This is a genomic window from Amycolatopsis keratiniphila, assembly GCF_000400635.2.
Taxonomy (GTDB): Bacteria; Actinomycetota; Actinomycetes; order Mycobacteriales; family Pseudonocardiaceae; genus Amycolatopsis; species Amycolatopsis keratiniphila.
The window spans coordinates 3178008-3195175 of record NC_021252.1; the positions used below are offsets into that span (position 1 = coordinate 3178008).

Genomic DNA, 17168 nt, shown 5'->3' on the forward strand with positions numbered 1-17168 from the left:
ACACCCTGGAGCTGCGATGTCCACATCCGAGAACAAGGTCGTCGAGGCCCTGCGGGCGGCGCTGAAGGAAGCCGACCGCCTGCGCGGGGAGAACCGGCGCCTGACCGGCGAGCCCATCGCGATCATCGGCATGGCCTGCCGTTACCCGGGCGGGGTCCGCTCGCCGGAAGAGCTGTGGGATCTGGTCGCCGGAGAACGCACCGGCCTCACCGGATTCCCGGTCGACCGCGGCTGGGACCTCGACGGGCTCTACGACCCCGAGCAGGGGAAACCGGGCAAGAGCTATGTCCGGGAAGGCGGTTTCCTGCACGACGCCGCCCGGTTCGACCCGGCGTTCTTCGGGATCTCGCCGCGTGAGGCGCTGGCGATGGACCCGCAGCAGCGACTGCTGCTGGAGATCTCCTGGGAGGCGATCGAACGCGCGGGGATCGCGCCGGATTCCCTGCGGGGCAGCCGGACCGGCGTGTTCGCGGGCGTCATCCACAACGAGTACTCGGCCATCGCGGGCACGCCGCCCGCGGATCTCGAGCCGTACCTCGGCAACGGGAGTTTCGCGAGCATCGCCTCCGGGCGGGTTTCCTACACCTTCGGGCTCGAAGGCCCGGCGGTCACCGTCGACACGGCGTGTTCGTCGTCGCTGGTGGCGCTGCATCTGGCGGCACAGGCGCTGCGGCAGGGCGAATGTTCGCTGGCGTTGGCGGGTGGGGTGACCGTGATGGCCAACCCGGCGGCGTTCGTGGACTTCAGCCGTCAGCGCGGGCTCGCGGCGGACGGGCGGATCAAGGCGTTCGCCGAAGCCGCCGACGGCACCGCCTGGGGCGAAGGCGCGGGCATGCTGCTCGTCGAGCGGCTCTCCGACGCCCGGCGCAACGGGCACCGCGTCCTCGCCGTCGTGCGCGGATCCGCGGTGAACCAGGACGGCGCCTCGAACGGGCTCACCGCGCCCAACGGTCTTTCCCAGCAACGGGTCATCCGGCAGGCACTCGCGAACGCGCGGCTCGCACCGTCCGATGTGGACGCCATGGAGGCGCACGGCACGGGCACCCGGCTCGGCGACCCGATCGAGGCACAGGCTTTGCTGGCCACCTACGGCCAGGACCGGACCACCCCGCTCTGGCTCGGCTCGGTGAAGTCCAACATCGGGCACAGCCAGGCCGCGGCCGGGGTCGCGTCGATCATCAAACTCGTCGAGGCGATGCGGCACGGTGTGCTGCCGAAGACGCTGCACGTCGACGCGCCGACGTCGCATGTGGACTGGTCCGAGGGCGCGGTCTCGTTGCTGACCGAGGCCGAGCCGTGGCCGAAGACGGATCGACCCCGGCGGGCCGCGGTGTCCTCGTTCGGGATCAGCGGGACGAACGCGCACGTCGTCCTCGAACAGCCCACCGCGGAAGAGGAACCGCCGTCCACGTTTGCGGGGCCGGTGCCGTTCGTGCTGTCCGGCAAGACCGAAGCCGCCCTGCACGAGCAGGTGGCCCGCGTGCGGGAACTCGCGCGGGATTCGGACGTCACCGCGGCGGACCTGGCGTTCTCGCTGGCCACCACGCGGACCGCGCTGGATCATCGGGCCGCCCTGGTCGGCACGCTGGACGATCTGCTGACCGCCACTTTGGTGGAAGGGCGGGCGACGGACGGCGGGACGGCGTTCCTGTTCACGGGCCAGGGCAGTCAGCGGCTGGGGATGGGCCGCGAGCTCGCCGAGCGTTTCCCGGTGTTCGCTCAAGCCTTCGACGACGTCTCTTCGCGGTTCGAGCGACCGATCGCGGAGCTGTCCGCCGAGGAACTGAACCAGACGGCGAACACGCAGTGCGCGTTGTTCGCCTTCGAGGTGGCGCTCTTCCGGCTGGTCGAGAACTGGGGCCTCCGGCCGGACTTCCTGGCCGGGCATTCGGTCGGGGAGATCGCGGCGGCTCATGTCGCGGACGTGCTCTCTCTCGACGACGCGGTGACGTTGGTGTCGGCTCGTGGCCGCCTGATGCAGGCGTTGCCGACCGGTGGGGCGATGGTGGCGCTTCAGGCGACCGAGGCGGAGGTCGCCCCGCTCCTGACCGACCGGGTGTCGCTGGCCGCGATCAACGGCCCGGAGTCGGTGGTCGTCTCGGGTGACGAAGAAGCCGTCGCCGCGGTGGTGTCCCACTTCGAGGGCCGGAAGAGCAAGCGCCTTACGGTGAGTCACGCGTTCCATTCGCCCTTGATGGAGCCGATGCTCGACGACTTCCGCGCGGTGGTGGAGGGGCTGACCTTCGCCGAACCGCGGATCCCGATCGTGTCCGGCGGCCTGGCTGAAGTGTCCACTTCGGACTATTGGGTCCGGCACGTCCGTGACGCGGTGCGGTTCCACGATTCGGTCGAATTCCTGAAGGCCGAGGGCGTCACCCGGTTCCTGGAGATCGGACCCGACGCCGTCCTGACCGCCATGGCCAAGGAAAGCGCCGAGGACGCGGTCGTCCTCCCGGCTTCGCGACGGGACCGCCCCGAGGTGACGACGCTGCTGACGGCGGTCGCCGGACTGCACGTCCATGGGGCCGAGGTCGACTGGGCGCCGCTGTTCGACGGTGCGCGGCGCGTCGATCTGCCGACGTATCCGTTCCAGTACGAGCACTTCTGGCTCGAATCCGGTGCCGCTCACCGCGACGTGTCCGCCGCCGGGCTGGACGCGTCGCCGCACGCCCTGCTCGCCGCCGCGGTCCGGCCGGCGGGCGAGGACGAGATCCTCCTGACGGGCAGGATCTCGCTGAGCACACTGCCGTGGCTGGCGGACCACGTCGTCGGCGGAAACGTCCTTCTGCCCGGTACCGCGTTCGCCGAACTCGCGCTCGCGGCCGCCGACGAGGCCGGTTGTGAGGCCGTCGAGGAACTGAACCTGGAAGCGCCGCTGGTGCTGCCCGAGAAGGGCGGGGTCCAGTTGCAGGTCGCGGTCGGCGCGGCTGACGACCAGGGCAGGCGCTCGGTCACCGTGCACGCCCGGCCGGAGGACGACGGCTTCTGGGTGCGGCACGCCTCCGGCGTCCTCGGTACCGCAGTGTCCACACAGGACGAGATGATCGAGTGGCCGCCCTCGGGCGCGGAGCCTGTCGACCTCGAAGGCTTCTACCCGAACCTGGCGGCCGAAGGGCTCGGCTATGGCCCTGCCTTTCAGGGCGTCCGTGCCGTCTGGACCCGCGATGGCGACGTGTTCGCCGAAGTCCAGGTGGACGACACTCCCGGCACCTTCGGGATCCACCCCGCGTTGTTCGACTCCGCCCTGCACGCCATCGGCGTCGGCGAGTCGCGGGGGCTGGAGATCCCCTTCGCCTGGTCGGATCTCCGCCTGCACGCCGACGGCGCGACGGTGCTCCGGGTTCGCCTCAGCCCCGCGGGCGACGGTGCCGTCTCCGTTTTCGCGACCGACCCCGCCGGAGCGCCGGTGTTGTCGGTCGGCTCGCTCAGCCTGCGGGCTCCGGTCGCCGCGACCGCCTCGCTTCCCCGTGACTCGCTGTTCCGCGTCACCTGGACGCCGGTGACGGTGCCCGCTGGTGCTGGGGAACCCACCGTGGAGTCCTTTGTGGACTTCGATGACGTCCGGCAAGCGACGGCGCACGCCCGGCAGATCGCCGTGGAGCCCGGCGAGGCCCCCGTGGTGTTCCTGACCAGCGGCGCGTTCACCGATCCTGCGCAGGCGTCGGTCTGGGGACTCATGCGTTCGGCGCGGGAGGAGTACCCCGGCCGGTTCGTGCTCGTCGACGCCGACGACCCCGCCACGCTCACGGCCGGCCTGCTGGCCGGCATCGTGGCCTCCGGCGAGACCGAAGCCATCGTGCGTGAGGGCGAGGTCCGTGTCCCGCGGCTCACCCCGGTGCGCGGGGGCGAAACCGGACCGGGCTGGGACCCGGAAGGCACGGTCCTGATCACCGGCGGCACCGGCGCGCTCGCCACCGAACTCGCCCGGCACCTCGTCACACGACGCGGTGTGCGGAACCTGATCCTCGCCGGACGCCGCGGTCCCGCCGCGGAAGGCGCGAGCGAGCTGGCCGCCGAACTGGCGGACCTCGGCGCGCAGGCCCGGATCGTCGCCTGCGACGTCGCGGATCGCGACCAGCTGACGGCGTTGCTCGACGGCGTTCCGCTGACCGCGGTCGTCCACGCCGCGGGCGTCCTCGACGACGGCCTGCTCGCCGATCTCACTCGGGACCGATTCGAAACCGTCCTGAGGTCCAAAGTGGACGGCGCAATCCTGCTGGACGAACTGGCCGGTGACGCCCACCTCGTGTTCTTCTCCTCCGCGGCCGGGGTGCTCGGCAGCGCGGGGCAGGCCAACTACGCCGCCGCCAACGCCGCCCTCGACGCGGTGGCCGCGCGCCGCCGGGAACGGGGACTACCCGCGACCTCGCTCGCGTGGGGGCTCTGGGAGACCGGCGACGGGATGGCGGGTGCGCTCGCCGGGACCGATCGCGCGCGGATGGCGGGCTCCGGGCTGCTGCCGCTTCCGGTCGGGGACGCCTTGACCCTGTTCGACTTCGCCGTCGGAGCGGAGGAAGTGCTGTTCGTGCCGATGCGGCTCGACGTGCCCGCTCTGCGCGCGAGCGCCACGGACGTGCCGCTCCTGCGGGCCTTCGCCGGGAAATCCCGGCGGACCGCGTCGGCCGCCCCCGCCGCGCGGGAACTGCGTGACCGGCTGGCGTCGCTGCCCACCGAGGAGCGGGGCCGGGAACTGCTCGCGCTGGTGCGCGGCCAGGTCGCCGAGGTACTCGGCCACCGGGACGCCGGGGCCGTCGAACCGGCTCGTCCGTTCCGGGAACTGGGCTTCGACTCGCTGACCGCGGTGGAACTGCGCAACGGCCTCAACGCCGCTTCCGGGCTCCGGCTGCCCGCGACCGCCGTGTTCGACCACCCCACCCCGAAGGCGCTCGCGGACCTGCTCGCCGCCGAACTGTTCGGCGCAGCCCCCGAAGCCCCGGTTCAGGGGCCCGCGATGGCGGCCGACGAGCCGATCGCCATCATCGGCATGGCATGCCGGTACCCCGGCGGGGTCGCCTCGCCGGAGGACCTCTGGCGGCTGGTCGCGGAGGGCCGCGACGGCATCTCGCTCTTCCCGGCCGACCGCGGCTGGGACGTGGACGGCCTCTACGACCCGGACCCCGGCAAGGCGGGGAAGAGCTACGTGCGCGAGGGCGGATTCCTCCACGAGGCAGGCGATTTCGACGCCGGTTTCTTCGGCATCTCGCCGCGTGAGGCACTGGGCATGGACCCACAGCAGCGGCTGCTGCTGGAGGTCTCGTGGGAAGCCTTCGAACGGGCCGGGATCGACCCCGGAACGCTGCGGGGCAGCGACACCGGCGTCTTCGCCGGGCAGATGTACCACGACTACCTCACCGGCGCCACGGTCGTTCCCGACGACGTCGAGGGTTACCTCGGCACCGGCAACTCCGGGAGTGTGCTGTCCGGGCGGGTTTCCTACACCTTCGGCCTCGAAGGTCCGGCCGTCACCGTCGACACGGCGTGTTCGTCGTCGCTGGTGGCGCTGCATCTGGCGGCACAGGCGTTGCGGCGCGGCGAATGCTCGCTCGCGCTGGCCGGCGGGGTGACCGTGATGGCCACGCCGGAGACGTTCGTCGACTTCAGCCGTCAGCGAGGTTTGGCACCGGACGGCCGCTCGAAGTCCTTTTCGGACGGTGCGGATGGCACGTCCTGGTCCGAAGGTGTCGGCATGCTGCTCGTCGAGCGGCTCTCCGACGCCGAGCGCAACGGGCACCGGATCCTGGCCGTCGTCCGGGGTTCGGCGGTGAATCAGGACGGTGCGTCCAACGGGCTGACCGCGCCGAACGGTCCTTCGCAGCAGCGGGTGATCCGGCGAGCCTTGGCCGACGCGCGCCTGGAACCGTCCGAAGTGGACGCCGTCGAGGCACACGGGACCGGTACCACGCTGGGTGACCCGATCGAGGCGCAAGCGCTGCTGGCGACCTACGGCCAGGGCCGCGAGGACGCCGCGCTGTGGCTCGGGTCGATCAAATCGAACATCGGGCACAGCCAGGCCGCCGCCGGGGTGGCGGGTGTGATCAAGATGGTCGAGGCGATGCGCCGCGGGGTGCTGCCGAAGACGCTGCACGTCACCGAACCGTCGTCTCATGTGGACTGGACGGCGGGCGCGGTCTCCCTCCTGACCGAGGCGCGACTCTGGCCGGACGCCGGACGTCCCCGGCGTGCGGCGGTGTCGTCGTTCGGGATCAGCGGTACCAACGCGCACGTCGTCCTGGAGCAGGGCCCCGCTCCGGTGGAGGCCATCGAATCCGGTGAGGGACCGGCGGCGTTCGTCCTGTCCGCCGGGAGTGAAGCGGCCCTGCATGACCAAGCGTCGCGGTTGAGGGACTTCCTCGCCGAGACGCCTGCTGCCTTGGCCGACGTCGCCTTCTCGTTGGCGACCACCCGAGCGGCCCTGGAGCACCGGGCCGCCGTCGTGGCCGCAGACCGGGAAACCCTGCTGGCCGCGCTGGAGAACCTCACTGTCACCGGCCGCGCGACGGAGGGCCGGACAGCGTTCCTGTTCACCGGTCAGGGCAGTCAGCGGCTCGGGATGGGCCTTCAGCTGGCCGAGCGTTTCCCGGTCTTCGCCGCTGCCTACGACGAGGTGTGTTCCCGGTTCGAGCAGCCGCTCAGGGACCTCACGGCCGAGGAGCTGAACCAGACCGCGAACACGCAGTGCGCGTTGTTCGCGCTTGAGGTGGCGCTGTTCCGCTTGGTCGAGAGCTGGGGTGTCCGCCCGGACTTCCTGGCTGGGCATTCGGTCGGTGAGATCGCGGCAGCTCACGTCGCGGGTGTGCTTTCCCTCGACGATGCGGTGACCCTGGTGTCGGCGCGAGGCCGTTTGATGCAGGCCTTGCCTACCGGTGGCGCGATGGTGGCGTTGCAGGCGACGGAAGCCGAGGTGACGCCGCTGCTGACCGAGCGGGTGTCGCTGGCGGCGATCAACGGTCCGGAGTCGGTGGTCGTTTCGGGTGAGGAGGACGCCGTCGCTGCGGTGGTCTCTCAGTTCGAGGGTCGCAAGAGCAAGCGGCTCACCGTGAGTCACGCGTTCCACTCGCCGTTGATGGAGCCGATGCTCGACGAGTTCCGTGTGGTCGCCGACAGCTTGTCGTACGCGGCGCCGCGGATTCCGATCGTGTCCGGTGGTCTGGCGGAGGTGTCCACTTCGGACTATTGGGTCCGCCATGTCCGTGACGCGGTGCGATTCCACGATTCGGTGAAGTTCCTGGAAGCCGAGGGGGTCACACGGTTCCTGGAGATCGGGCCCGACGGTGTCCTGACCGCGATGGCCAAGGAAACTGCCGAGGACGCGGTCGTCGTTCCGGCACTCCGGCGCGACCGGCCGGAGGTGGAGACGCTGCTGACGGCGGTCGCGGGCCTGCACGTCCACGGCGTGGGCGTCGATCTGACGGCCTTGCTCGGCGGTGGAAGCCCCGTCGACCTGCCCACGTATGCCTTCCAGCACCGACGTTTCTGGCTTTCCTCGGCGGGCGGCGCGGCGGGCGACGTCACCGCAGCCGGGCTAGGCACCACCGATCACCCGCTGCTCGGCGCGGCCGCGGCACTGCCGGGCGACGGCGGGTTCCTGCTCACCGGCCGGTTGTCCGGGCACGCCCAGCCGTGGCTGGCCGAACACCGGGTCGGCGGCGTGGTCCTGCTGCCGGGCACCGCGTTCGTCGAGATCGCCCTGCGTGCGGGGGATGAGGCGGGCTGCGGCCACCTCGAAGACCTGACCCTCGAAGCGCCGCTCGTCCTGCCCGAGCGCGGTGCGACCCAGCTGTCCGTGCTGGTCGGCGCGGCCGACGACACCGGTCGCCGGACCATCGAGATCCACTCGCGCGAGGAAGGCGAAGACGGCTGGCAGAGGCACGCGACCGGGCTGCTATCGGCCGCCGGAGCCGTCGAACCGGCCGGGTTGACGACCTGGCCGCCCCAGAACGCCGAAGCCGTCCCGGTGGGTGACGTCTACGAGCGGCTCGCCGCCACCGGTCTCGAGTACGGCCCGGCGTTCCGTGGCCTCCGTGCGGCGTGGCGAGCGGGTGAAGACCTGTTCGCGGAGGTCGAACTCCCGGAGGACCAGCACTCCGACGCGGCTCGGTTCGGCGTGCATCCGGCGCTGCTCGACGCCGCGCTCCACACCCTCGGCCTCGCGGGCGGCGGCGACGGCACCCGGCTCCCGTTCGCCTGGTCGGGGGTGCGCCTGCACGCCGCCGGCGCGACCCGGCTCCGTGTCCGGCTGCGGCCGTCCGGTCCCGACGGGTTCGAGGTCCTGGTCGCCGACGGCACCGGCCGCCCGGTCGTCTCAGCCGAAGAGTTGACGCTGCGCGAGATCTCGGGCGACGCCTTGGCCCGCAAGGGACACGACTCGCTCTACCGGGTCGCCTGGCGTCCGGTCCCGCTCCCGGAGACCGGCGAAACCCTCCCCGCGGAGTCGGTTTTCTCCGTGCCGCGCGGTGGCGACTCCGCCGAGCGTGTCCACGAAACGACGGCCGCCGTTCTCGAAGTCGTCCAGCGGCGGCTCGAAGACGAGCCGGGCGGTCCGCTTGTCGTCCACACCCGGGGCGGAGTCGCCGCGGGCGACGGCGAAGCGGTGACCGACCTCGCGCACGCCGCGGTCTGGGGGCTGGTGCGTGCCGCGCAGTCGGAGAACCCCGGTCGGTTCCTGTTGGTCGACGCCGAGACCTTGCCCGATGGCCGGATCCTGGCCATCGACGAGCCTCAGATCGCTTTGCGTGACGGCCGGGCACTCGCGCCGCGCCTGGCCACCACCGCCTCGTCCACGGAACTGACCCCGCCCGAGGGAGCCTGGCGGCTGGACACCACCGGTCGCGGCACCCTGGAGAACCTCACGCTGGTGCCGTCGCCCGAAGCAGTCGCGCCGTTGGCTGAGGGCGAGGTCCGGATCGCGGTGCGGGCCGCCGGGCTCAACTTCCGCGACGTCCTGATCGCGCTGGGCATGTACCCGGGCGCGGCCACCCTCGGCAGTGAAGGCGCGGGCGTGGTCACCGAGATCGGGCCCGGTGTCACCGGCCTCGACGTCGGCGACCGCGTGTTCGGCCTGATGTCGAACGGCTTCGGGCCCCAGGTCGTCACCGATCACCGGACGCTGGCGAAGATGCCCGAGGACTGGTCGTTCGCCACGGCGGCCTCGGTCCCGATCGTGTTCCTCACCGCCTACTACGGCCTGTTCGACCTCGCGCGGCTCGAAGCGGGAGAGTCGATCCTGGTGCACGCGGCGGCGGGCGGCGTCGGTATGGCCGCGACCCAGCTGGCCCGTCACGCCGGGGCCGAGGTGTTCGGCACCGCCGGTCCGGGCAAATGGGACACCTTGCGTGCCAACGGTTTCGACGACACCCACCTCTCGTCCTCCCGTGACCTCGGCTTCGAGGAGAAGTTCCGCGATGCCACCGGCGGACGCGGTGTCGACGTCGTCTTGAACTCGCTCGCCGGCGACTACGTCGACGCGTCACTGCGGCTGCTGGCCCCGGGCGGGCGGTTCGCCGAGATGGGCAAGACCGACATCCGGGAACCGGGGGAGACCGGCGTCGAGTACCACCCCTTCGACGTCATCGACGCCGGACCCGAGCGCATCCACGAGATGCTCGCCGCACTGCTGGAGCTGTTCGCGGCCGGGGCGCTGACGCCGTTGCCGGTCACCGGCTGGGACGTCCGGCGCGGCCCCGACGCGTTCCGTTTCCTCAGCCAGGCCAAGCACGTCGGCAAGAACGTCCTGACCATGCCCGCCGCCCTCGATCCCGACGGCACCGTGCTCGTCACCGGGGGAACGGGTGCCCTCGGCGCGCTCTTCGCCCGGCATCTGGTGCGCGAACGCGGCGTCCGGCGGCTGCTGCTGGCCAGCAGGCGCGGCCACGACGCCCCGGGCGTACCCGAGCTGGTCGCCGAACTCACCGAGGCAGGCGCCTCGGTGACGGTCGAGGCGTGTGACGCGGCGGATCGCGGCGCGCTCGCCGCCGTCCTCGCCGGAATCCCGGCCGCGCATCCGCTGACCGGCGTGGTGCACACGGCGGGTGTCCTGGACGACGGCCTCGTCGGCTCGCTGACCCCGGAGCGGCTGGCGAAGGTGTTGCGGCCGAAGGTCGACGCGGCGCTGAACCTGCACGAACTGACCAGCGGCGCGGATCTCGCCGAGTTCGTCGTCTTCTCCTCGGCCGCCGGGGTCTTCGGCAACGCCGGGCAGGCGAACTACGCCGCCGCCAACGGTTTCCTGGACGCGCTCAGCGTCCGGCGCGCGGCGCACGGGTTGCCCGCCCGGTCGCTGGCGTGGGGTCTGTGGGCCGAAACGGGCGGGATGGGCGGGACGCTCGGCGAGGCCGAGCTGGCCAGGATGGCCCAGAGCGGTACCGCCGCACTGTCCACACAGGACGGCCTGGAGCTCTTCGACGCCGCCGGCGCGCTGGCGGAACCGGTCCTGGTGCCGATGCGCCTGGACGTCACCGCGATGGGCGGGGACGGGCTCCCGCCGTTGCTGCGCGGCCTCGCCCGCGGCCCGGTACGCCGTGCCGCGTCCGCCGGGGCCGCCGGTGACGCGGACTCATTGCGAGACCGGCTTCTCGCGGTGCCCGTCGCCGACCGGGAGACGCTGCTGGTCGACCTCGTGCGCACCCATTCCGCGACCGTGCTCGGGCACACCGCGGCGGACGCGGTCGAGGCCACGCGGTCCTTCCAGGAGATCGGCTTCGACTCCCTGACCGCCGTCGAGCTGCGCAACCGGCTCACCGCCGCCACCGGGCTGCGGCTGCCGGCGACGCTGATCTTCGACTACCCGACCCCGGAAGCGCTCGCCGCCCACATCGGCGAAGGCGTCCTGGGTGCGCAGGGCGGGCCCGAGACCGGGCAGGCGGCGGTGACGGCCGACGAGCCGATCGCGATCGTCGCGATGAGCTGCCGGTTCCCCGGCCACGCCGACACCCCCGAACGGCTCTGGGCCCTGCTGGCCGAGGGCCGGGACGCGCTGGGCGAGTTCCCCGCCGACCGCGGCTGGGACCTGGAGCGGCTGTTCGACACCGACCCGGACCGCCGGGGCACCTCCTACACCCGCCAAGGCGCCTTCCTCGAAACCGCCGGCGATTTCGACGCGGGCTTCTTCGGGATCTCGCCGCGTGAGGCGCTGGCGATGGATCCGCAGCAGCGGTTGCTGCTGGAGACGTCGTGGGAGGCGTTCGAACGCGCCGGGATCGATCCGGCCACCCTGCGCGGCAGCCGCACCGGCGTGTTCGCCGGGGTGATGGACAACGAATACGTATCCGGTTCGGCGGAGGTCCCTGACGGGGTCGAGGGCTACCTGGCCACCGGCACCTCGGCGAGTGTCGCCTCGGGCCGCGTTTCCTACACCTTCGGGCTCGAAGGTCCCGCGGTCACCGTCGACACGGCGTGTTCGTCGTCGCTGGTCGCGCTGCATCTCGCGGCGCAAGCGCTGCGGCAGGGCGAGTGCTCGCTGGCACTGGCCGGTGGAGTGACCGTGATGGCCACACCGGGCACGTTCGTCGAGTTCAGCCGTCAGCGCGGACTGGCCGCCGACGGCCGCTGCAAGGCGTTCGCCGACGGCGCCGACGGGACGGGCTGGGGCGAAGGCGCCGGGATGCTGCTCGTGGAGCGGCTGTCCGACGCCCGCCGCAACGGGCATCCGGTGCTCGCGGTGCTGCGGGGCAGCGCGGTCAACCAGGACGGCGCGTCGAACGGGCTCACCGCGCCGAACGGTCCTTCGCAGCAGCGGGTGATCCGCCAGGCGCTGGCGAACGCGCGGCTCGAACCGTCCGAAGTGGACGCAGTCGAAGCGCACGGAACCGGGACCACGCTGGGCGACCCGATCGAGGCTCAGGCGCTGCTGGCGACCTACGGCCAGGACCGGGAACGGCCGTTGCTGCTCGGTTCGGTCAAGTCGAACATCGGGCACACGCAGGCCGCGGCGGGCGTCGCCGGGGTGATCAAGATGGTGCTCGCGATGCGGCACGGGACACTGCCGCGCACGCTGCACGTCGACACGCCGACTTCGCGCGTCGACTGGGCGGCGGGCCGGATCGAGCTCGCGACCGAGCCGACCCAGTGGCCGGAGACCGGTGGCCCGCGCCGGGCGGCGGTGTCGTCGTTCGGGATGAGCGGTACCAACGCGCACGTCGTCCTCGAACAGGCCGAAGCGGTCGAGACACGGGATGAAACCTCGCCGGGGCTGCTCGGTGACGTCGTCGCGTGGCCGCTGTCGGCGAAGGAACCCGAGGCCGTGGCCGCGCAGGCGGCACGGCTGAAGTCCTTCCTGACCGGCGAACGTCCGGCGGACGTGGCCTACTCGCTGGCGACCGCGCGGACCACGCTGGAACACCGGGCGGTCGTCGTCGGCGAAGACCCGATCGCCGGGTTGGCCGCGCTGGCCGCGGGCGAGCCGTCGGGTTCGGTGGTGACCGGGACCGCGACCAGCGGGAAGGCGGTGTTCGTCTTCCCCGGCCAGGGTTCGCAGTGGGCCGGGATGGCGGTCGAGTTGCTGGCGTCCGCACCCGTGTTCGCCGAGTCGATGGCGGAGTGCGAAGCGGCTCTGCTGTCCTATGTGGACTGGAAGCTGACCGAGGTGCTCTCGGACGCGACCGCGCTGGAGCGGGTCGACGTCGTGCAGCCCGCCTTGTTCGCGGTGATGGTGTCGCTGGCGAGGCTGTGGCGTGCCAGTGGCATCGAACCGGCCGCCGTGGTCGGTCATTCCCAGGGCGAGATCGCGGCGGCGTGTGTCGCCGGCGCGCTGTCGCTCGACGACGCGGCACGGGTGGTCTGCCTGCGCAGCAAGGCGATCACGGCGCTTTCGGGCCGGGGCGGCATGGTCTCCGTCGCCGCTCCCGAAGCCCAGGTTCGCGAGATCCTGCCCGAGGGTGTGTCGCTCGCCGCGGTGAATGGTCCCGCGTCGGTGGTGGTGTCGGGTGACGTCGCCGGTCTGGACGCGCTCATGACCGCTTGCGAGGCGAGCGGGCTGCGCGCGAAGCGGATCCCGGTGGACTACGCGTCGCATTCCGCGCACGTCGATGCCATCGAACAAGACGTCCTGGCCGCGCTCGACGGGATCGAGCCGCGGGCGCCGGAGATCCCGTTCTATTCGACGGTGGCCGGGGAGCCGCTCGATCCGGTGGTGGACGCGGCGTACTGGTTCCGGAACCTGCGCGGGACCGTCCACTTCGGACAAGCCGTCCGGCGGCTGCTCGACGACGGGTTCCGGTTCTTCGTCGAGGCGAGCCCGCATCCGGTCCTGGTCACCGGGATCGCCGACACCGCCGAGGACGCGGGAGAACGCGCCGTCGCCGTCGGCAGCCTGCGCCGGGACGAGGGAGGGCCGCTGCGGTTCCTCACCTCGCTGGCCGAAGCCCACGTCCACGGCCTCAGCCCGGACTGGGCGGCGCTGGCCCCCGGAACCCGCGTCGACCTGCCGACCTACGCCTTCCAGCACGAGCACTACTGGCTGCGGACGCGGTCTTCGGCCGATCCCGGACAGGCCGGTCTGGACGACGGCGGGCATCCGCTGCTCGGGGCCGTCGTCCCGCTGGCGGGCAGCGACGGCCTGGTGGCCACCGGCCGGATCTCGGCGCGGAACCAGACCTGGCTGCCCGATCACGCCGTCGGGGGCGCGCTGCTGCTGCCCGGCGCGGCGCTCGTGGACCTGGCGCTCACGGTGGGGGAGCGCACCGGCTGCGGCCGGATCGCCGAACTGACCATCGAGGCGCCGCTAGTCCTCGGGGAGTCCGGGAGCGCGCGGCTGCAGGTGACCGTCGGAGCGTCCGCAGACGACGGCACCCGCGAGGTCGCCGTGTACTCCCGGGACGAAACCGCTGGCACGGACTGGATCCGGCACGCGACCGGCCTGCTCGCCGCGGACGGGGAAACGCCCGTGGCGGACCTGACCCAGTGGCCGCCCGCGGGAGCCGAACCGATCTCCCTCGAAGGGCACTACGAAGGTCTCGCGGAACTGGGCTACGGCTACGGTCCGGCGTTCCGCGGGCTGCGTGCCGTGTGGCGCCGGGGCGACGACGTGTTCGCCGAAGTCGCGCTCCCGGAAGACCGGATCGCCGAGGCCGCCGCGTTCGGCCTGCACCCCGCGCTCCTCGACGCCGCCCTGCACGCGCTGGGCTTCGGCATGCTCCCCGACGACGGACGGCTGCGGCTTCCGTTCGCGTGGAACGAGGTCTCGCTGTCGGCCGTCGGCGCGCCGAGCCTGCGCGTACGGCTCTCCCCCGCCGGGGAGGACGCGGTGGCGGTGGACCTCGCCGACACCGCCGGGGCGCCGGTCGCCTCGATCGGCTCCGTGGTGTTCCGGCCGGTGGCCGAGGCACAGCTCGCCGGCGCCCGGCGGGATCCGGCGGATTCGCTGTTCCAGATCCAGTGGACGGATCTGTCCGCAAAGGACGTCGTCGCACCGGCGGTCGTCGTGCTCGGCGAGGACTGCGCGGACCTCGCGGAGCTCGCCGCGGATCTCGACGCGGGAAGGCCGGCGCCCGACGTGGTGCTCACGACCTGCGCACCCGTCACCGGCGATATCGCCGAGGGCGCGCACGCCGCCGCGAGGGACGCGCTGACGCTGGTCCAGAACTGGCTGGCCGATGAGCGGTTCTCCGGAGCCAGGCTGGTCTTCCGCACTTCGGGCGCGGTCTCGGTGGCCGCGGACGAACCGGTGTCCGACCCGGCCAACGCGACGGTCTGGGGCCTCGTGCGCACGGCGCAGGAGGAGAATCCCGGCCGGTTCGGTCTTCTCGACACCGATGGTTCCGAGGCCGTCTTGGGTGCGGCGCTGGCGCTCGACGAGCCCCAGCTCGCGCTGCGGGCCGGAACGGTGCTCGGCGCCCGGCTGGTCAAGGCGTCCGCCGACACCGCGCTCGTCCCGCCCCCGGGCAGCCGCGCGTGGACCGTCGACACCCTCGGCGGCGGCACCCTGGAGAACCTGGTGCTACGGGACCGGCCCGATCTGCTGGCCCCGCTCGCCGACGGGCAGGTCCGTATCGCCGTGCGGTCGGCCGGGCTCAACTTCCGGGACGTCGTGGTGGCCCTCGGGCTCGTGCCAGGGCAGGAAGGCATCGGCGGGGAAGGCGCGGGCGTGGTCACCGAGACCGGCCCCGGCGTCACCGACCTGGCGCCGGGCGACCGCGTGCTGGGCATGTTCGACGCGTCGTTCGGCCCGATCGCCGTCGCCGACCGGAAGCTGATCGCGCCCGTCCCGGACGACTGGTCGTTCACCGAAGCCGCTTCGGCGCCCGTCGCGTTCCTGACCGCCTACGTCGGCCTGGCTGACCTCGGCGAGCTGCGGCCGGGTCAGACCGTGCTGATCCACGCCGCCGCCGGTGGGGTCGGCATGGCCGCGGTCCAGCTGGCCCGGCACTTCGGTGCCGAGATCTACGTGACCGCGAGCCCCGCCAAGTGGGACACGCTGCGGGCGATGGGCTTCGACGACGACCACATCGCGTCCAGCCGGACCCTCGATTTCGAGGACAAGATCCGCGAAGCCACTGGCGGACGCGGGGTCGACCTGGTGCTGGACTCGCTGGCAAGGGAGTTCGTCGACGCGTCGCTGCGGCTGGTGCGCGAAGGCGGGCGATTCGTCGAGATGGGCAAGACCGACATCCGCGACGCGGACGAGGTCGCGGCCGCCCATCCCGGCGTCACCTACCGCGCGTTCGACCTGATCGACTCCGGGCACGACCGGATCCAGGAGATCCTGGGCGAACTCCTGGCGCTGGCGGACAAGGACGTGGTGCGGCCGCTGCCGACCACGGCGTGGGACGTCCGGCGCGCCCCCGAAGCGTTCCGGTTCCTCAGCCAGGCCAAGCACACGGGCAAGATCGTGCTGGAGCCGCCCGCCGTCCTCGACCCCGAGGGAACGGTGCTGATCACCGGTGGCACCGGCGTGCTGGGCGGCCTGTTCGCCCGACATCTGGTGACCGCGCACGGCGTCCGGCGGCTGCTGCTGACCAGCAGGCGCGGGCTCGACGCCGAGGGTGCGCGGGAACTGGTCGCGGACCTGACCGGCCTCGGGGCCACGGTGACCGTCGTGGCCTGCGACGTCGCCGATCGCGCCGCGGTCGCCGGACTGCTCGGCTCGGTCCCGCCCGAGCACCCGCTGACCGCCGTGGTGCACACCGCCGGCGTGCTCGACGACGGGCTGATCCCGGCACTCACCCCGGACCGGCTCGGCACCGTGTTCCGCCCGAAGGTCGACGCCGCGGTCCATCTGCACGAACTGACCCGCGACCTCGGACTGGCCGCGTTCGTGCTGTTCTCCTCGTCCGCGGCGACGTTCGGCGCCGCCGGACAGGGGAACTACGCGGCGGCCAACGCCTTCCTCGACGCACTCGCCCAGCACCGCCGGGCCGAAGGGCTCGCCGGGCAGGCATTGGCGTGGGGCTTCTGGGCCGAGCGGAGCGCGATGACCGGCCATCTCGACGAGGCGGACGTGGCCAGGATGAAGCGATCCGGCGTCAGTCCACTGTCCTCTGTGGACGGTCTTGCGCTGTTCGACGCGGCGGCGGAACGGGACGTCGCGGCGCTGGTGCCCGTGCACCTGGACACCGCCGCCCTCCGAGGGCAGACCGAAGTGCCCGCCCTGCTTCGTGTTCTCGCGGGTGCTCCGGCCAAGCGGGTCGCGGGAGCGGCCGCCACGAGCGGACCGTCGCTCGCCCAGCGGCTGGCGGCACTGCCCGCCGCGGACCGGGAGCCGTTCCTGCTGGATCTGGTGCGCTCGCACGCCGCGGCCGCGCTCGGCCACGCGTCGGTCGCCAAGGTCGGCCCGGAGCTGGCCTTCCGCGACCTCGGCTTCGACTCGCTGACCGCGGTCGAGCTGCGCAACCGGCTCGGCGCGGCGACCGGGCTGCGGCTGCCGTCCACGCTGGTCTTCGATCAGCCGAGCCCGGCCGCGCTCGCCCGGCACCTGCTGGCGGAACTGGGCGAACCGGCCGGCGCCGAACCCGAGGTGGCGGTGCTGGCAGACCTCGACCGGCTGGAGACCGCACTGGCCGCGGCGGTCACCGACGACGAGACCGCGGACCGGATCACCGACCGGCTGCGCGCGGTGCTCGCCCGGTGGACCGAGGCCCGCGGCCCGGCCGAGGACGAGGGTGACGGCGATCTGGCCGACGCCAGCGCCGACGAGCTGTTCGACATCTTGCACAAGGAATTCGGAAGGTCGTGAC

At 72.5% G+C, this 17168-nt stretch carries 1 protein-coding gene; it reads left to right on the forward strand.

Annotated features, from left to right (window positions below):
- Nucleotides 1-16 precede the first annotated feature (16 nt).
- Nucleotides 17-17167, forward strand: coding sequence for a type I polyketide synthase (locus AORI_RS84270; RefSeq protein ID WP_016333299.1), 17151 nt, complete (start codon nt 17-19; stop codon nt 17165-17167).
- The last annotated feature ends 1 nt before the right edge of the window (nt 17168 follow it).